This window comes from Acidobacteriota bacterium, from assembly GCA_035529075.1.
Lineage (GTDB): Bacteria > Zixibacteria > MSB-5A5 > GN15 > FEB-12 > DATKXK01.
The window spans coordinates 194,239-210,523 of the sequence record DATKXK010000010.1; the positions used below are offsets into that span (position 1 = coordinate 194,239).

A 16,285-nucleotide genomic window follows, 5' to 3' on the forward strand; every position below is an offset into this window, starting at 1 on the left:
CGTGTTTACCGGGTTGATCGAAACAGTGGGAACGATCGCGGAGATCGGGTCGCGAGGCAACTACCGGATCATGACGCTCCGTTCGTCGATCGATTCCGCCGGTATCGTGATCGGTGAGTCCATTGCCTGTGACGGTGCCTGTTTAACGGTCGTGGCCACCCAGCCCGGTGTTTTCAGGGTCGAAGCGTCCCGAGAGACGCTTGCCAGGACGGTCCTGGGGCACTACCGGGTCGGCCGGGCGGTCAATATCGAGCGAGCCCTGACCGTGGGCAGCAGGCTCGGCGGGCATTTCGTCAGCGGTCACGTGGACGACACGGGGACGGTCGAATATCTCAAGCCGGTCGGAGAATCGTTTGAGCTGGGCGTCCGGTTCAACAAAGCGTATGATCGGCTTGTCGTCGAGAAGGGTTCGATTGCCATCAACGGCGTTTCCCTGACCGTTAACAGTTGCCGGTCTGGGCGAAGTGCCGTCAATCTGATCCCCTATACGCTTGAGCATACCAGCCTGAGCGGTCTTAGAACCGGGCACGGCGTCAACATTGAATTCGATATGATCGGCAAGTACGTTGTAAAACTGATGGCTGGTGACAAACAACCAGGGTTAACAATAGATAAACTCATCGAAAGTGGATGGTAGCATGACTGAAGATATCCGATTCAACGGTATTTCCGAGGCCGTAGAAGACGTGAGGAAGGGTAAGTTCGTGATCGTGGTCGATGACGAGGACCGTGAGAACGAGGGTGACCTGATCATGGCCGCCGAGGAAATAACCCCTGAGGCGGTCAATTTCCTTGCCACGCGCGGGCGCGGGTTGGTCTGCGTGCCCATGACTGAGGCGCGGATGGAAGCTCTTGGTTTGCGTCCGATGGTGGATCGCAACACGGCCAAGCACGGCACCCGTTTCGCGGTCTCGGTGGACGCGCTTGACGGCACGACGACCGGCATCTCGGCGCACGATCGGGCGGCGACTATCCGTAAGCTGGTCGATACGGATACGCGTCCCGAGGAGCTCGGCCGGCCGGGGCATGTTTTTCCGTTGCAGGCGGTGGCCGGGGGGGTGCTCTCCCGGGCCGGTCATACTGAAGCGGCCGTCGACCTGGCCCGTCTGGCCGGTTTTCAGCCGATCGGCGTGCTGTGCGAAATTATGGACGATGACGGCACGATGGCGCGAGTGCCTCGCCTGCATGAGATAGCCCGCAAGTACGATCTCAAAATGATAACCGTTCGCGACCTGATTGCCTACCGGCACCACACCGAGAAGCTGGTGCACCGGCTTTCGGTGGTCGGTTTCCCGACCGCGTACGGTGATTTCAAGCTGCACCTGTACGGCTCCGATATCGACGATCACCATCACCTGGCGCTGGTCAAGGGCGACGTTGCGGGCAAGCCCGACGTTCTGGTCCGCGTTCACAGCCAGTGCCTGACCGGTGACGTGTTCGGGTCGCATCGCTGTGATTGCGGCCCGCAGCTTCACAAGGCCATGCAGCGGGTCGAAAAAGAAGGCACCGGTGTCATTTTGTATATGCGCCAGGAAGGACGCGGGATCGGCCTGGCCAACAAGCTCTTTGCCTACGAGTTGCAGGACGCCGGCCGTGACACCGTGGAGGCCAATGAGGACCTCGGTTTCAAGGCGGACCTCCGCGATTACGGAGTCGGGGCGCAGATACTGGTCGACCTGGGGCTTAATTCCATCCGGCTTCTGACCAACAATCCCCGGAAAGTGATCGGCCTCAAAGGGTACGGGCTGGAGATTACTGAACGCGTGCCGTTGCAGACCGAACCGACACGGCACAATCATCGGTATCTGGAAACAAAACGGGATAAACTGGGACATTTGCTTGTACTAAAGAAATCGTGAGGCTGCTATGGCGTACACAACTTACGAGGGAAACCTCGATGCCAAGGGACTGATCGTTGGTCTCGTGGTCAGTCGTTTCAATAATCTGTTGACGGACAAACTTCGCGACGGGGCGCTTGACTGCCTGCGCCGCCACGGTGGGGCCGAGAAGGACGTCTCCGTCGCCTATGTTCCGGGCGCGTTTGAAATCTCTTACGCTGCGTCCCGGATGCTCAAAACCGGCAAGTTCGACGCAATCGTCTGTCTGGGCGCGGTCATTCGCGGCGACACTCCCCATTTTGACTATATAGCTACTGAAGCCTCCAGGAGTATTGCCCGGCTGGCTCTTGATTCGGGAGTGCCGGTGGTGTACGGCCTGGTCACGGCCGACACGCTTGATCAGGCCATCGAACGCGCCGGGACCAAAGCGGGCAACAAGGGCTGGGATGCCGCTGAGTCTGCGATTGAGCTGGTGAATCTCTATCGCTCGATAGGGTAGGGTATGGCCGACACTGCCCGCCGGCGTGCCCGGGAACTGGTGCTCAAAGCCCTCTATGCCGAGAGCGTGGGCGGGCGCGATCCCGACGAGATCGTGAGCGCCATCATTGCCGCCGGCTCACTGAGCAAGAGGGCGTATGAGTTCGCTCGCGCTCTGTTTCTGCTTGTATGTCAGCACCGTCAGTGGGCGGATGAAGTTATCTCGTCGCTGGCGGAAAACTGGGATATCGAGCGGATTGCCCTGGTGGACCGCAGTATCATGCAAATGGCCCTGGTGGAACTGCGAGAGATGCCGGATGTACCGGTAAAGGTGACTCTGAATGAGGCAATTGAACTGGCCAAGGAGTACTCAACCGGGGAATCAGCCGCTTTTATAAACGGCATTCTCGACAGCTTCGTGAAGAGCAGCCCGCAAGGCCCCGCGGGGTAGGGCCGTTGCGTTCTTTTCGGCTGTCCCGCCTGTCTAAAACAAACTGGACAGCACCGCCAAAACGGTTATATTACCGGCTTTTGGTAATGTACGTCCGGCAATAAGGGCAGCCTCCGGGGTGTTCCGGGGTCACCGCACTGATCGGCATGCAGCATACTTCGACCTACAAGTTTGACCGCACCAATGCCCTGATTGCAACCGCCGTCTGGCTGGCCACCCTGTCAGTCTATATGCTGACAAAAGCTCCCACGCTTTCCCTGTGGGACTGCGGCGAGTTCATCGCCACCAGCTGTATTCTCGGCATTCCGCATCCCCCGGGAACGCCGCTGTACATTATGTTTGGTCGCATCTTTTCGATTATCCCGCTTTTCGCCGACGTGGCCACCCGGGTGAACTTTTTGTCGTCCCTGACTGCTTCCATCGCCGCACTTTTCGGCTACCTGTGCGGCGTGAGACTTCTGCGCATCTGGTTTCGCGGGGACGGCAGCCGTTACGGGAGAATTCTGCTGTATGCGGGGTCCGCATGCGGTGCCCTTTTCCTGGCCCTGGGCAGGACCGAGTGGACCAACGCCACGGAGGCCGAGGTATACGGGATGGCCATGATGTTGATGATGGCGATTCTCTGGTTGACGCTGCTTTACTTCGATAAACGCGGGACCCCCGCCGCCGGCCGGATCCTGCTGGCCATCGTCTATCTTGCCTTTCTCGGTATCGGCGTTCACATGACGACCCTGCTCGTCCTGCCGGCCTGCGCATTCGTGTTCGTTCTGAAGGACGGAACGCCCGTCAGGTACTGGTTCATCCTCGCTGCGCTGTACCTGATGGAGCTTTACCTCGTTTTCGCGCTTTCGTCGCCGCCGGTGTCGGTGCCGTTTTACGTGCCCATCGTGATCGTCTTCATCTTTCATCTCTTCTATACGCTTTCGTTCGAGCGCGTCCCCCGCCCGGCGCTGGTGATGGCCCTGGGGTTCGCGTTCTCCTGCGCGCCGCTGCTCGGTCTTGTCAGCCCGGCGCTGGCCGGACCGGCCACGGTCTTCGGTGTGGTTTGTTTTGTCCTGACGCTGCTGTACGCGGTCTATATCACGCGACAGTACTTGCGACAGCGCGGTCCCGGCGAGCCGGTTTTCAGGGACGTGATGCCCGGAGCCCTGCTGGTATTTGCCGCCGCCTTCATGACCCTGCTGCTGCTGTCCGGCCTGAAGGGTTACGGGGCCTTTCTCGTTCTCTCTTTTGTTTTGCTGGTCGCGACGGCGGCCGTTATCTGGCGTTACGTGAACCTGCCCATCCTCCTGGCGCTGGTGGCGGCGTTAATGATCATCCTGGGGGTGCTGCCGTTTTTCTATGGTATCGGTATCGCCGTGCTGGTGATTCTCGTTCTCGGTCTGGGGTACAGGGTGCGGGGCGCCGCGACGGCGTTGCTGGTCATTCTGGCCGCCGTGCTCGGATTCTCGGTGCACTTGTACGTTCCCATACGTTCCGCGCAGGACCCGTACATCAACGAGAACAACCCCTCGCAGGATTTGACGTCGACGATAAACTTCCTCGAACGCAAGCAGTACGGCCTGGAGTCGATGTTCGAGCGGATGTTCACTCGCCGGGGCGAGTGGGGGAACCAGTTCGGCATGCATCGCCGCATGGGATTCTGGTCGTTCTTCCAGGAACAGTACGGTTTGTCGGGGCGCAAGTTCTTCCTGCTGTTCGTGATCGGCCTCTTCGGTATCTGGGAGGTGGTGCGGCGGCGATCGGAGACCGGCCTGCTGTTCATGATCCTGCTGCTGGTGACGTCGGTCGGCCTGATACTGTATATGAATTTCGCTGACGGTACCCGGCAGGTCGGTCTGCGCGACTACCTTGAGGTGCGTGACCGGGACTATTTCTTCAGCCCCGCCTACATGTTGTTCGGCCTGGCGATCGGTCTGGGCTGGGCCGCCGTGGTGCAGTTCCTTCGGGAACTGGTGGCCAGGTATACGCCGTCGGTCCGCAGGACGGTCCTGGCGGCCGGCCTGGTCGTGTTCCTGACGCCGGCGTACGCCCTGGCCGTCAACTGGCACGTGTGCGACCGGTCCAACGACTTCATTCCCTACGACTACGCCTGGAACCTGCTGTCGTCGGCGGATGAAAACGCGGTGCTGTTCACCAACGCGGATAACGATACGTTTCCCCTGTGGTGTCTGCAGGAGGCATACGGGGTGCGCAAAGACGTCAAGGTCGTGAACCTGGCCCTGGCCAACTCCAAGTGGTACATCAAGCAGTTGCGCGACTATATGCACCTCGAACTCGGGTGGACGGAGCGCGAGATCGATGCCCTCATTCCGTACCGCCTGCGCGACGGGCGATCCTTCCGCGTTCAGGACCTGGTGATAGACGCGGTCATAGATCATAACCCGGATATCCCCGTTAACTTCTGTATTACGCTGGTCGGTTCGGCTCGCACCTATCATGGGCAGCAGGCGGATTCACTCCTGACCCTGAGCGGTATGAAGTTTCGCCTGGATCGCGACAAGACCCGGTTCACCGTAGACAGAGAGGAAACACTGGCCTATTTCAGGGATTCGACGCGATTCCGGTACAAGAGCTTCGCCGATCCGACGATCTACAAGAATGAGACCACCCTGCGGACCGTAAGCAACGTCGCAAACAGCCTGATCATGTCCGCTGAGAGTTTTCGCCTGGGTGAGATGTATGTGGAGGCGGAAGAGCTGGCCCGGCTGGCCCTGCAGATCAGGCCGGGTTCCGGCAGGCTGGTCAATGCCCTTGGCCAGGTGTTTGCCGCCCGGGGAGAGATCGACTCCATTGTCGCGCTGCTGGGGAGGTATCCCGACGGGGACCTGCGCGAGCTTCGACTCTCCCTGGCCAGGGCATATCGCCAGATTGAGAGGCCGCAAGAGGCGTGGCTGATCCTTGACAGGCTCCTGAGCACGTCGCCGTCGTACCATCCGGCGCTCGATGAAATCATACGGCTGCTTCTGCGGGAGCAGGATGCCGGGAAAATGGTCTCGGTCCTCGAGCGGTGGCTGTACTACAACCCCGACGACACGGAGATCAGGGCGGCCCTGGACGGGCTGCTCTTGCAGCTGGAATCGCTGTCCGGCGGCGGGCAGAGGGACTCCCAGTGAACATCCTCGCGCTCAACTGGAACGACCTGAAGAACCCGTTTGGAGGCGGGGCGGAAGTCCACCTCGAGGAGTTGTTGCGCCGGCTGGTTTCCTACGGTCACGAAGTCACCCTGTTTTGCTCGGGCTGGCCGGGCTGTGCGGCGGAGGAGACGATCCAGGGGATCAGAATCATCCGCCGCGGCAGGCGTATCAGTTTCAATCTCGTGGCGCCGTTTCACCTCAGGCAGCTCGTGCAGCAGAACAGGTTCGACATACTGATCGAGGATATCAACAAGATACCGTTTTACACCCCGCTCTATCTCGACCTCAAAACCCTGGTTGTCATTCCGCACCTGTTTGCGACGACGGTCTTCCAGGAGATAAACTTCCTCCTGGGGACCTACATATACCTGGCCGAGAAACCCCTCGTGCCGGTGTACCGGGGCAGGCGGTTCAACGTTATTTCGGAGTCGACGGCACAGGACATCGTCGCCCGCGGGGTTCCCCGTGAGGACATATCGATAATCCACTGTGGCATCGATCGTGACGTTTACTCGCACGATGCGTCGGTGACCAAGTATGACCAGCCGACCGTTTTATATCTCGGACGAATAAAAAAGTACAAGTCGATTCAGCATCTCATCATCGCCTTTAAGCGGGTGAAAGCCAGGCTGCCCGAGGCCCGGCTGATGATTGTGGGTGCGGGAGACTATCTGGCTGCCCTCAAGTCGCTTGCCGGATTACTCGATCTCGGCGATGCCGTCGAGTTCCCGGGGTACGTGTCGCTTCAGGACAAGGTAGAGCGCATGCGGCGCGCCCATGTGTCAGTCCTGCCCTCGCTCAAGGAGGGCTGGGGGCTGACCAACATCGAGGCCAACTCAGTCGGTACGACCGTCGTCGCGGCCGATTCCCCGGGCCTCCGCGACTCGGTTCAGGATGGCAAGACCGGCTTCCTGTACCGGTTCGGTGACACGGACGAGCTGGCCGAAAAGCTCCTGCGTATTCTGGAGGACCATCAACTGCGCCGGCGTCTTGAACAGGGAGCCCTGGAGTGGGCCGAGAGGTTTAACTGGGATACAGCGGCCCGGCAGTTCGAGGCACTCCTTCTGGAAATCACTGGAGGGAAGCAATGACCGGACGGTGGCGCCGAGTGATTTTCCTGCTGATCGGGTTTACGGTCTCGGTGGTCTCGCTGTGGCAGATCTTTCGTGACACGCCTGCAGACGAGCTCTGGCAGGCCCTGGAGAAGCCGAATTACTGGTGGCTGGTGCCGAACATCTTCTTTGTCGTTCTGGCCATGTACCAGCGCGCGTACCGCTGGCGGTTCATGATAGCGCCTATCAAGATGGTCAGCTTCTCAAGGCTGCTGGCCGCCACCTGCATAGGCTTCATGGCAAACAACATCCTGCCGCTCAGGCTGGGGGAGTACGTGCGGGCCTACTCGCTGTCACGCCAGGACGGCGACGTGTCCAAGTCGTCGTCGCTGGCCACCATCTTCGTCGAACGAATGGTGTTCGATCTGGTGGCCCTGCTGCTTATCTTCGGGGTAGTCCTCTTCATATCGCCGCTGCACTTCGATGAGCAGTTGCGCGTCGGCACTTATGCGGCCGTGCTGGCCGCCCTGCTGGGGTTGATTTTCATTGTCATCCTGGCCCTCAAGCCCAGCCAGTCCGGCGAGGTCCTCACCCGCTACCTCTTTTTTGCACCCGAGAGCGTCAAGGAGAAAGTCAGGGGAATCGTACTGCGGTTTTCCCGCGGCCTCGACTTCATGAAGGACGGTAAGAAACTGCTTTCCGTGTCCGTTCAGACCATAATCCTCTGGCTGTTCATGGGGCTGTCCAACTATTTTGTTTTTCTTTCGTTCGGGTTTGACCTCACTCTTGAGGCTTCCTACGTGCTGCTCGTGGTCGTATCCATCATGATTCTGATTCCGTCGTCGCCCGGGTTTTTCGGCGTATACCACCTGGGGACGGTGCTGACGATGTCGCTTTACCAGGTCGCCGACGTTGATGCGCGTGCTTTCTCAATCGTCCTGCATCTGGCCCAGTACATCCCGATCACGCTGATGGGTTTCTACTTTCTCAGAAGGGCGCACCTGTCGCTCAAGTCTCTGGAGAAAGAAGCCGTGGGCGGGATGTAGCGGCCGGTCGATTCTGCAATTTCCGCCAGGCTGTTCTAAAGACCGGCGGTTGAACCTTTGCGGGTGCCTCAGTCCTTTTTATCCTCACACGGCTCTCTATCGGCCAGGGGCGGCAACCGGTTGTCCGGCAAAAGGTTGGCAAACCAGACTGGATCGATCCAAGTTGTCCCGACATTGATCGACTACCGCCGGAAGTTCAAACTTGACTGCCCCCATCCGCCGGTGCATGATAAAAATTGAGGGAGATATAGGTAATGAAGAAGGTACTGCTGGCTGTCCTGCTGATCTGCCTGATCTTTGCGGTAAGCTATTTGAAAACAGTCCGGGACGACAAGGAGCGGTCTGAGGCTCTGGACGAGATCTCCGCCACGGCCGAGCGCGAAGAGGGCAGACTGCGCGATTCGGTCGATTCACTCGAGGGCCGACTGAAGGGAGTGAAGGCCTCGTACCAGGATTCCTTGCGGCAACTCGACGATGCCCGCCGACAGGAAACGGACTCCCTCAGCCAGATGTTGCAGGCCAGCGAGGAAACAATCCGGGGCCTCTCGGCAGGTGCCCGGAGCGAGGCGGCCCCCACCGGGCAGGCGTCGCAGGCGGCCAAGGTCGACAGTCTCGATTTTCACCGTCGTGTGCTGACGTATTACAGGAAGAGGTTTAACGACTTACCGGGTGATCTCTCACGTTATGAACGTCGTGTAGCGCTCTCTGAGATTCGCCAGGAAACCGCCCGGCGGTTCTCGATCAGTGTGGACAGCCTCAACCGGATCAGGACAAAGAACAAGCTTGACTTTTGACGTTCGGTGCGATGATGGCAAAGCGGGACGAATCGGCATTCGCAGAAGTGCTGGTAGATCGGCTGCTTCTTGAGTCATTTGCCAACGAACGATCTGCCTATTACAAGACGACCGGAGAGATTTCGAAGAGTGCGGCCCTGGACAGGTTTCGCAATCGCCTGAAATGGCACGTCAATAACTCGCTTTCGCGGCGGCAAAAACAGGTGATCCGGTTTTACCTGCTGGGTAGAAAAGAGAGAGATATAGCCCACGATCTGGGGATCACCCAGCAGGTGGTGAACATTTATAAGCATAGGGCTATCAGGAAGTTACGGCAGCTTCTCGGCTCGTAGGTGTATGTCAGGCGGCTATTTTATAGAAGGGAATATATACATATCCGGGTCCGTAAGCACCTTCGTGAAAAGTCACGTCGGCACGAAACGACCGGTGAGGAGGTGATAGCCTAACTAACCACTGGGCACCCCTATTTCATTGCTAACTGTGGTATATGATTGGTAACTAACTGTGTTCACACAGTAGATGACAATAGGGAGTTTGCCATGCCGAAAAGAAAAGAGGCCGAGGAATTTGCAGTCGTAGGAGAGAAGGATTGCTGGCACCTATACGGCTTGCAGGTCCTGTCGCCGAATAAGTTTGTAACAGTTGTTGGGAGAATCCTTCAGGGAAGATATTGGTTGATCAATCCTGGAATCCCCGACAAGACCGGCGCAAGGCTGTCATAGGGGCAAAGTTCGGAGCTTCGTCAGCACGGTCCTATTCTTGGACTACGACCAAATTCGAGGACCTGTCGATCGCGGCAGGTCCTTTATTTTTTGCCTCGCCGGGCGGGCCGGATTTATGTTGACAGTCACCGGCGATTGGTCCTTTTTCCCGCTCGTATGAGCAATAGCCTGCTGCCGTACTGCCTGATCCTGTTTCTGGCCGCGTTTGCATCCGGTATGGTTATACTGGTGCGGCGCTGGTCGGACGAGTTGCTCCACATGTTCCTGGCGTTCGGTGCAGGTGTGTTTCTCGGGATTGTGTTCATCCACCTGATCCCCGAGTCCTTTCCCGATGACCAGACTGCCACGGTGGGTTTTTTCGTCCTTGGGGGCTACCTGCTCTTGTTTTTCCTGGAGCGCATTCTGTTCAGCCGCGGCGATCGCGGGTACGAGCACAGCCACGAGGTACTGGGTATAACGGCCCTGGTGGGCCTGTCCGTACATTCTCTTATCGACGGTTTAGGGCTGGCGGTGACGGCTGCCGATCCGCATCTGGGCCGCCTCTTATTCGTTTCGATCCTGGCCCACAAGGTGCCGGCGGCTTTTGCGCTAGCCTCGCTGCTTATCCTAGCCAAGCAGTCGATGCGGCGGATTACCCTCTACCTGCTGTTGTTTGCATCCATGACGCCGGTCGGGGCGCTCCTGCTGGCCCAGGTATTCGTAAACGGCAAGCAGGACGTACTGGTCCTTATGACGGGACTGGTAACGGGATCTTTTCTATACATTGCCACCGGTGAGTTGCTGCCCGAGGCGTTCCACAGCCGCAGGCGGCGATGGGTAAATCTGGTGCTGGTGCTGCTGGGGATAGTGGCGATCGGATGGCTGGGGCTGGGGACGTTTCACGGGCATTCCCACTGACTAATTCCTGCAAACCGGTTCGGCCGTGACGAGTATAACCTGTAACACAAACTTGAATCAGTAACCTGGAAGCTATGGTCATCAAACAGACAATCGTTCTGCTGGCGGCCGCGGTAGTGACGGGCCTCGTGGCCAACCTGCTGTCGCCCCAGCGCATTGATTTCATCGGCAAGTACCGGGACCTGTCCGACGGAGAGGGGCCGCTTGTCCCGCCTGCCGCCGAAGAGGGCGATCCGCCCTTTATCGACGTCAACGTCGCACAGCTTGAGTTCTACGCGGGCGACGCCCTGTTTGTCGACGCGCGCTCCGCCGAGGAATTCGAATGCGGCACCATCCCGGGATCGATCAACATCCCGTTCGAGTATCTCCCGGAGGATCTTCCCGCGTACTACGACTCCGTCTTTGAGGGTGTCAGCCGCGACCGGTCGATAGTCGTGTTTTGCTCGGGCGAGGAGTGCGACCTTTCGTTATATCTCGGCCGTAATCTCCAGGATTTCAACTACACGCGTGTTTTCATCTTTTTCGGCGGAGCGCGGGAATGGGGGAAGTACGGGCTGGACGTGGAGCGGAGGAAGCCATGCGGTCAATAGTGGATAACGATTACCTGACCATGTTTTCCCGGGTACTTATCGCCGTGCTCTTCATTTACGCGTCGTTCTACAAGATTGTGGAGCCCGCCCTGTTTGCCAAGTCGATATGGTACTACCACCTCGTCCCGGGAAAGCTCATCAACCTGGCGGCCCTGATATTGCCCTGGCTGGAGCTTTTCTGCGGCCTGGCCTTGATTCTGGGGATCGTTTACCGGGGAGCGGTAGTCTGGGTCAACGTGATGACGGCGGCGTTCATCATAGCTCTGGCTTACACAATTGCGCTGGGGATCGATATCGACTGCGGCTGCTTCAAGGCCGCCGGATCGGCCACCGGGCCGGCGTGGAACTCCCTTTTGCTGGACCTGGGCATGATCGTGTTCACGCTGCAGTTGCTGTTCAGCCGGTCGCGGCGCTGGCGTTTGCAGCCTCGCTCTTAATCCAGGATGTGCGGCGTGATCAGGATGAGCAGGTCCGTGGTGGTCTTCTCGACAGAGTGGTGAGAAAACAGCAGGCTGCCCAGCAGCGGGATAGAGCCGAGCACGGGGACCTTCTTCACGGTCTTGATCTCGTCTTCCTTCAGCAGGCCTCCCAGAGCCACAGTTTCGCCGTCCTGAACGTTGATGCGCGTTCTGATCGAACGTGATGCCGTGATCGGTTTCTGGTTTCCCGGCGGGCCGTTGAAGCCGATGATATCCTCCACCGTGGGTTCAACATCCAGGGTGACCCGGCCGGCCTCGTTTATGCGCGGCGTCACCTTCAGCGAGATACCGACCTCCACGTCCTCAAACGTGACGATATCTGAGGTGGCGGCCCCCTCGGTGAAGCGGTTGATGGTTTGAATCGGGATCACCGTTTCGAATCTGAACTCCGCCTCGTGGTTCTCGACCGTGGTGATACGGGGGTCCGAGATGAGCTGGCTGTTGCCCTTCTGCTGCAGCAGATCCAGCACCATGCGCAGTTCGGCCACTGAAAGCTTACCCCAGATCCAACGGCCGCCGTCGACTTCAAGAACCCCGGCGTTTCTGCTGGAGGTGGCGGTCGTGTACGCCGTGCCGGCGGTGCCGTCGTCGGCGCCGCTCAGTTTGGCGTCGATGGCCGACGGCCAGTTCAGGCCGAGCTGGAGCTGATCGTCAACCTTGGTTTCGATGATCCGTGCTTCGATCAGGATGGTCCGTTCGCGGACGTCAAGCCGGACCACGAGGTCAACCAGGTCGTCAATGATTCTCGGGTAGTCGGTGATGATTATCCTGTTTGCGGCGTACGTGTCGGTCGACGTTCCTTCCTTCGCTTTCCGGTCGAGTATGACCGCATGTCCCTTGTCCGAGAGACGGGGTTCAACGGCTTTCCGGGCGGTGACCGGGTCGAGGTATTTCAGGGTGATTGTCCGGGATTCCAGGTCGCCGGCCTCGGCGGCATCGATGGCCTTTACGACGATGACGTTATTGCGGTGGAAGTACGTGTAGCCGTTGGCGGCCAGCACGGCGTCGAGCGCCGTGGCCACGTCGACGTTGTCGAGCTTGACGGTGACGTTACCTTCGACGGCCCCGGAGACAACGAGGTTCAAGCCGTTCTGCTGCGCAATCATGTTCAGGACGGCCACCAGCGGCGTGGACTGAAACTCCAGGGTCAGTTTTCCCTCGGTTAGATTGGCCTGGGCCGACAGAGAACCTGCCGTCAGGAGTATTGCCATGCTGATGCGAATTATTGCGCGTATCATAGTGCTACCCTTTGCTGACGCGAATGGTGAAACGGTCGCCTCTGTGCTCGAGCGTGACCGTGCCCTGTTCAATGGAGATTACCCTGGCGCCGTTGACGGTATCGCCCACGCTGACCGTGCGCCCGTTCAGGTAGGCCAGAGGGAATCCCTGGCTATACAGGGTGCCGGAGAGTCTCCAGCCGGGTGACCGGGGCTGTCGTGCAACAACAGGTGATCCCTTCGAGAATTCCGGACTGGCCCTGAAAGGGTCATTACCCCAGGGTTTGGCCCGGTGCTGCTGCACGTCCAGCGGGGCTCTGATCGTGCCCGAAGCCGTACTTGCCTGAATGACACCACGAGCCGGCGCCGGGTAAGAGACGGGTTTATCGCTGCGGCCCGGGAACGTGAAGGCTGCCCAGATAACCGCGGCGATGAAAAGCAGGGACACCAGTCTCTTGCGTGTTTTGTCGTTCATGTCGTTGCCTCGACGTTGCCCAGCAAGGCCCTGAAACCCACTGAAAACGTAACCTTCCGGTTCACATCACGTGAACTGACGATCTGGCAACTGTTAATACCGCGAAAGTACGGGGCGCTTTCCAGACCGCCGACGAACCGTCCAAAACCGCGGTAACTGCCGTTGAGTCGGAGCACGAGATTCAGAAACTGCGGCTCATCGGGCTGGGCGACTATCCTGTTAAGCTCGAGCAGTTCATTGACCGGCGGGATGATTTCCGTGAGAGTCAGTCCGTGCTCCTCGGCCTGATCGGTTATCCTCTCGAGGAGCTTGAGGATGTCCCGCTTCGCGTACAGTGACGACTGAAGGTGCAGTCTGGATTCCTCAAGCTGGCTGCTCACGGCGAGGAATTCGGGCAGTCTGGCCAGCGTGCGGTTAATGTCGGTCAACTGTGCTTCGACATCCGCCACCTGCTGCAGTACCTGGCCGTGTTCACGATCCAGCGGGCGATAGACCAGGATTGCCCAGAGGCACAGCAACACCATGCCCACGCAGACATATGCCGCCACGCGTGCTCTCATACTCTTCCCCTTGCGGCGACCTGAAACTCGAGCTCGAAAATCCCGTCGACCTGCCGCTTGGTGTGACTCATGACAGCCACGTCGTCGTAGTACGGGGAAGCAGACAGGCTCTCCACGAACTCCGCCAGGATGATTTCGGGGGGTATGCCTGGATGTACCGCGACACCCTGGATCTGCAGGTTCTGTCCCGGCTGAGTGACGTCATAGCGCAGGGTGTACAGCCGGATCGACGACGGTGTCAGGTGCGAGAGTTCCTTGAGGCTAAGGCTGAGATAGCTTGGTGCCGCCTTGATCTTGTCCAGGTAAGACTGGTCGACGGCGATGCGCTCGTTAAGCAAGTTGTAGGTGTCGAACACCGGGGAATTACGAAAGTTCTTTACCTGCTGAGTCAACTCGTCCCGGTGGCCTTTCACGCGGCCCAGTTGGGACCGCTGGAAGAGCGTGACACCCGATACGATGAAGAAAAGCGCGGCCAGGCAGACTACGGCGATCTTGTTCGCCCGGCGGAGGCGCTGCTGGTACTGTCGCTCCTGCGGGAGCAGGTTGGTCAGCCTTGCCGGACAGACGACCGACGCGAGCACCGGCAGGCACACCGGCAGGGAGACTTCGAAGCCGAGGTTCCTGCCCCTGACGAACTTGAGTTGATCGGCCGGGAATCGTCGAAACACGAAACCGAAACGATCGGTCAGTTGCTCGACCAACTCATCGGAGTACGACAGGTCACCGTGGATGAATATCTGGTTGGCGAAGTGAGCCGAGAACTGGCCCGTGTAGTAATCCAGCGAGTTCTGTATCTCGGTGGCCAGGGACTCGCTGAAATACTCGAACATTGTCGGATCGGACCGGTTGGCCAGAAAGGCCGACCCGAGTGCGCTGATGTGGAAAAACTCGAGGTTTGATCCGTGATAGTAGGCGATCTCCGTATGGTTGCGCTCAATGCTGACCAGGGCGTAGTTGGCATCCTCGCGGAATCGCGGCAGCCAGCGCAGCAACTGTCCGATTGCTTCCTGGGCGTGGAACACGTGAGACACGCTGCGGTCGATGCGGTCGAACAGCCTGAGATTCTCGTGCAGCATGCGGCGGGTAGCGGCCAGGATGGCGATCCGGGCTCGCTTTATGTCGCCGTCGGTGGCGGTCTCTACCGTTCGGTAGTCGTACTCGCAGTCGTTAACGGGAAACGGCACCTGCCGCTTGGCTTCAAAGGCGATGGCCGACGCCAGCTCCCGTTTCGAGACGTAGGGCATGCTGAAGGTTCTGAAGGCCGTGTCCGGGCCGCCCACGGTCACCGACAGCATGGGGCGACGGCCGCCAAACTCTCGTATGTAGTCGTCTATGCTGTCGGCGATGAAGTCGGTCTTTTCCTCTGGCGAGGCGATGGAGGGAAGCACGTACACCTTGCGGACGTCCAGCAGTTTCCTGCCGTACCCATAGTGCATTGCGGCGGCCAGTTGAAGGGAGTCCGCGTCGATGCTGCACGTAACGTGGCGGCCGAAAAGGTGCCACTTTCGCGGGCGGACAGGACGCCATGAATAGGATGCCGGAGGTGCCTCGTGCGCCTCGGCGCCCGACGGCTGCGGTGGTTGTGATTTCTTCAGGTCAAGCATCCCTGCTTTTCCCACCTAAAACGTGACGATGATACTGTCGCTTCCGCCCCCGGTGGAAATGATCCGGCGGCTGTCCGGGTCGTACCCGTACGGGTTTCCCCAAGCGTCTGCGAGATACTCGCCGCCGGCGCCGTCCATATACGGTCCATTCCAGCCCAGGCGGGCCAGGTGATCGTAGGCTTCTATCGAGTCGGGCTTGACCGCCAGGTCGGCCAGAGCTGAAGGGGCGAATCCGACGTCCCCTTCGAACCCACGGTCGATGTACTCACCGCCTGAGACGGCCGCAGGATTTCCGGTAATGGCTTTCTTCAGGGCCGCTATCTCCGCCTTGGTAGCGTTGATCTTGGCGCTCTGAGCCATTTCCGTGAATTTCGGGACCGCTACTGCGGCCAGAATTCCCAGGGTAACGATAACGATAACAAGCTCGATCAGAGTGAAACCGCCCCGACCGAGCTTGGGGTTTTTCCGCACGTTCCCGGGGAACGTGCGGCTCATCTTCTTACCACTGATTCTCACCCACAACATTTGTATTGGGCCAGATTTCGCCGGTGGCGGAGTTATATGTCCAGCCGTGAGCTGTTCCGTCGGGCAGCCTGCCGACTCCCGCTACGATCAGATTGGTGGAATCGGGGTCGGGCTGATACGGATTACCCGGAATCGCCTGTGCCATCACTGTTCCCACCGCCTGAACCTCGACCAGGGTCGGCCAGGTTGCGGTTCCGGTTTTCACGGCCTCGTTGGCGTAGAAGATCGTGATCCCGGAGCGAAGGCTTCCCAGCGCTGCCCGGCAGGCGGCCTCCCGTGCTTCCCCGGTGATGTTCTGATACCGGGGGATGGCCACCGCGGCCAGGATTCCCAGCACTACGATGATAATGACCAACTCGATCAGTGTAAATCCGCCCCGATTTGACAGACGCCTGAGATTCATTCGTACCTCCTGGGAAGT

At 59.1% G+C, this 16,285-nt stretch carries 19 protein-coding genes; 13 read left to right on the forward strand and 6 right to left on the reverse strand.

Features of this window, described 5'->3' with window-relative positions:
- Window position 1 precedes the first annotated feature (1 nt).
- From VMY05_04075 to VMY05_04135, 13 genes are all read left to right on the forward strand, one after another.
- Window positions 2–637 (forward strand): riboflavin synthase, encoded by a 636-nt coding sequence (locus VMY05_04075; GenBank protein HUV30256.1) that lies wholly within the window; start codon window positions 2–4, stop codon window positions 635–637.
- A 1-nt stretch (window position 638) separates the two neighbouring features.
- Window positions 639–1,859 carry a bifunctional 3,4-dihydroxy-2-butanone-4-phosphate synthase/GTP cyclohydrolase II gene (locus tag VMY05_04080; protein ID HUV30257.1) on the forward strand — a complete coding sequence of 407 codons (1,221 nt, stop codon included), beginning with the start codon at window positions 639–641 and terminating at the stop codon, window positions 1,857–1,859.
- Window positions 1,860–1,866: 7 nt separating this feature from the next.
- On the forward strand, window positions 1,867–2,337 hold the full coding sequence (gene ribH, locus VMY05_04085; GenBank protein HUV30258.1) for a 6,7-dimethyl-8-ribityllumazine synthase: 471 nt from the start codon (window positions 1,867–1,869) through the stop codon (window positions 2,335–2,337).
- 3 nt (window positions 2,338–2,340) lie between these two features.
- On the forward strand, window positions 2,341–2,766 hold the full coding sequence (gene nusB, locus VMY05_04090) for a transcription antitermination factor NusB (GenBank protein HUV30259.1): 426 nt from the start codon (window positions 2,341–2,343) through the stop codon (window positions 2,764–2,766).
- A gap of 146 nt (window positions 2,767–2,912) precedes the next feature.
- A complete protein-coding gene (locus VMY05_04095) occupies window positions 2,913–5,882 on the forward strand; it encodes a DUF2723 domain-containing protein (protein ID HUV30260.1) in 2,970 nt (989 codons plus the stop codon).
- Window positions 5,879–6,994 (forward strand): glycosyltransferase family 4 protein, encoded by a 1,116-nt coding sequence (locus VMY05_04100; protein ID HUV30261.1) that lies wholly within the window; start codon window positions 5,879–5,881, stop codon window positions 6,992–6,994. The genes VMY05_04095 and VMY05_04100 overlap by 4 nt, the downstream gene beginning before the upstream one ends.
- Window positions 6,991–8,001: a lysylphosphatidylglycerol synthase transmembrane domain-containing protein gene (locus tag VMY05_04105; GenBank protein ID HUV30262.1), complete on the forward strand. Its 1,011-nt coding sequence runs from the start codon at window positions 6,991–6,993 to the stop codon at window positions 7,999–8,001. The genes VMY05_04100 and VMY05_04105 overlap by 4 nt, the downstream gene beginning before the upstream one ends.
- A gap of 254 nt (window positions 8,002–8,255) precedes the next feature.
- Window positions 8,256–8,795: a hypothetical protein gene (locus VMY05_04110; GenBank protein ID HUV30263.1), complete on the forward strand. Its 540-nt coding sequence runs from the start codon at window positions 8,256–8,258 to the stop codon at window positions 8,793–8,795.
- Window positions 8,796–8,809: 14 nt separating this feature from the next.
- The gene (locus tag VMY05_04115) at window positions 8,810–9,127 is read left to right on the forward strand and encodes a LuxR C-terminal-related transcriptional regulator (GenBank protein ID HUV30264.1); all 318 of its coding nucleotides are present in this window, start codon (window positions 8,810–8,812) and stop codon (window positions 9,125–9,127) included.
- Between the two features lie 207 nt (window positions 9,128–9,334).
- A complete protein-coding gene (locus VMY05_04120) occupies window positions 9,335–9,517 on the forward strand; it encodes a hypothetical protein (protein HUV30265.1) in 183 nt (60 codons plus the stop codon).
- A 156-nt stretch (window positions 9,518–9,673) separates the two neighbouring features.
- On the forward strand, window positions 9,674–10,414 hold the full coding sequence (locus VMY05_04125) for a ZIP family metal transporter (GenBank protein HUV30266.1): 741 nt from the start codon (window positions 9,674–9,676) through the stop codon (window positions 10,412–10,414).
- Between the two features lie 74 nt (window positions 10,415–10,488).
- Window positions 10,489–11,004, forward strand: a complete 516-nt coding sequence (locus VMY05_04130; protein HUV30267.1) for a rhodanese-like domain-containing protein — start codon at window positions 10,489–10,491, stop codon at window positions 11,002–11,004.
- A complete protein-coding gene (locus tag VMY05_04135) occupies window positions 10,992–11,441 on the forward strand; it encodes a MauE/DoxX family redox-associated membrane protein (protein ID HUV30268.1) in 450 nt (149 codons plus the stop codon). The genes VMY05_04130 and VMY05_04135 overlap by 13 nt, the downstream gene beginning before the upstream one ends.
- Here VMY05_04135 and VMY05_04140 read toward each other — a convergent pair.
- Genes VMY05_04140 through VMY05_04165 form a run of 6 tightly spaced genes read right to left on the reverse strand, consistent with a single transcriptional unit; the run spans window position 11,438 to window position 16,267 of the window.
- Entirely contained in the window at window positions 11,438–12,721 is a 1,284-nt protein-coding gene (locus tag VMY05_04140) for a secretin and TonB N-terminal domain-containing protein (GenBank protein ID HUV30269.1), read from the reverse strand. The two genes, VMY05_04135 and VMY05_04140, sit on opposite strands and share 4 nt — an antisense overlap.
- Window positions 12,722–12,725: 4 nt before the next feature.
- The gene (locus tag VMY05_04145; GenBank protein ID HUV30270.1) at window positions 12,726–13,175 is read right to left on the reverse strand and encodes a hypothetical protein; all 450 of its coding nucleotides are present in this window, start codon (window positions 13,173–13,175) and stop codon (window positions 12,726–12,728) included.
- A complete protein-coding gene (locus VMY05_04150) occupies window positions 13,172–13,735 on the reverse strand; it encodes a hypothetical protein (protein HUV30271.1) in 564 nt (187 codons plus the stop codon). Before VMY05_04150 ends, VMY05_04145 begins: the two co-directional genes overlap by 4 nt.
- A complete protein-coding gene (pilM, locus tag VMY05_04155) occupies window positions 13,732–15,339 on the reverse strand; it encodes a pilus assembly protein PilM (GenBank protein HUV30272.1) in 1,608 nt (535 codons plus the stop codon). The genes VMY05_04150 and pilM overlap by 4 nt, the downstream gene beginning before the upstream one ends.
- Window positions 15,340–15,354: 15 nt before the next feature.
- The gene (locus VMY05_04160) at window positions 15,355–15,834 is read right to left on the reverse strand and encodes a prepilin-type N-terminal cleavage/methylation domain-containing protein (GenBank protein ID HUV30273.1); all 480 of its coding nucleotides are present in this window, start codon (window positions 15,832–15,834) and stop codon (window positions 15,355–15,357) included.
- A 4-nt stretch (window positions 15,835–15,838) separates the two neighbouring features.
- Entirely contained in the window at window positions 15,839–16,267 is a 429-nt protein-coding gene (locus tag VMY05_04165; protein ID HUV30274.1) for a prepilin-type N-terminal cleavage/methylation domain-containing protein, read from the reverse strand.
- Window positions 16,268–16,285: the final 18 nt, after the last annotated feature.

What these genes read in the sequence shown, in the direction of transcription:
- VMY05_04080 (HUV30257.1), top strand. Translation starts at nt 639, where the DNA reads ATGACTGAAGATATCCGATTCAACGGTATTTCCGAGGCCGTAGAAGAC.
- ribH (HUV30258.1), top strand. Translation starts at nt 1,867, where the DNA reads ATGGCGTACACAACTTACGAGGGAAACCTCGATGCCAAGGGACTGATC.
- nusB (HUV30259.1), top strand. Translation starts at nt 2,341, where the DNA reads ATGGCCGACACTGCCCGCCGGCGTGCCCGGGAACTGGTGCTCAAAGCC.
- VMY05_04095 (HUV30260.1), top strand. Translation starts at nt 2,913, where the DNA reads ATGCAGCATACTTCGACCTACAAGTTTGACCGCACCAATGCCCTGATT.
- VMY05_04105 (HUV30262.1), top strand. Translation starts at nt 6,991, where the DNA reads ATGACCGGACGGTGGCGCCGAGTGATTTTCCTGCTGATCGGGTTTACG.
- VMY05_04110 (HUV30263.1), top strand. Translation starts at nt 8,256, where the DNA reads ATGAAGAAGGTACTGCTGGCTGTCCTGCTGATCTGCCTGATCTTTGCG.
- VMY05_04115 (HUV30264.1), top strand. Translation starts at nt 8,810, where the DNA reads ATGGCAAAGCGGGACGAATCGGCATTCGCAGAAGTGCTGGTAGATCGG.
- VMY05_04120 (HUV30265.1), top strand. Translation starts at nt 9,335, where the DNA reads ATGCCGAAAAGAAAAGAGGCCGAGGAATTTGCAGTCGTAGGAGAGAAG.
- VMY05_04125 (HUV30266.1), top strand. Translation starts at nt 9,674, where the DNA reads ATGAGCAATAGCCTGCTGCCGTACTGCCTGATCCTGTTTCTGGCCGCG.
- VMY05_04130 (HUV30267.1), top strand. Translation starts at nt 10,489, where the DNA reads ATGGTCATCAAACAGACAATCGTTCTGCTGGCGGCCGCGGTAGTGACG.
- VMY05_04135 (HUV30268.1), top strand. Translation starts at nt 10,992, where the DNA reads ATGCGGTCAATAGTGGATAACGATTACCTGACCATGTTTTCCCGGGTA.
- VMY05_04140 (HUV30269.1), bottom strand. Translation starts at nt 12,721, where the DNA reads ATGATACGCGCAATAATTCGCATCAGCATGGCAATACTCCTGACGGCA.
- VMY05_04145 (HUV30270.1), bottom strand. Translation starts at nt 13,175, where the DNA reads ATGAACGACAAAACACGCAAGAGACTGGTGTCCCTGCTTTTCATCGCC.
- VMY05_04150 (HUV30271.1), bottom strand. Translation starts at nt 13,735, where the DNA reads ATGAGAGCACGCGTGGCGGCATATGTCTGCGTGGGCATGGTGTTGCTG.
- pilM (HUV30272.1), bottom strand. Translation starts at nt 15,339, where the DNA reads ATGCTTGACCTGAAGAAATCACAACCACCGCAGCCGTCGGGCGCCGAG.
- VMY05_04160 (HUV30273.1), bottom strand. Translation starts at nt 15,834, where the DNA reads ATGAGCCGCACGTTCCCCGGGAACGTGCGGAAAAACCCCAAGCTCGGT.
- VMY05_04165 (HUV30274.1), bottom strand. Translation starts at nt 16,267, where the DNA reads ATGAATCTCAGGCGTCTGTCAAATCGGGGCGGATTTACACTGATCGAG.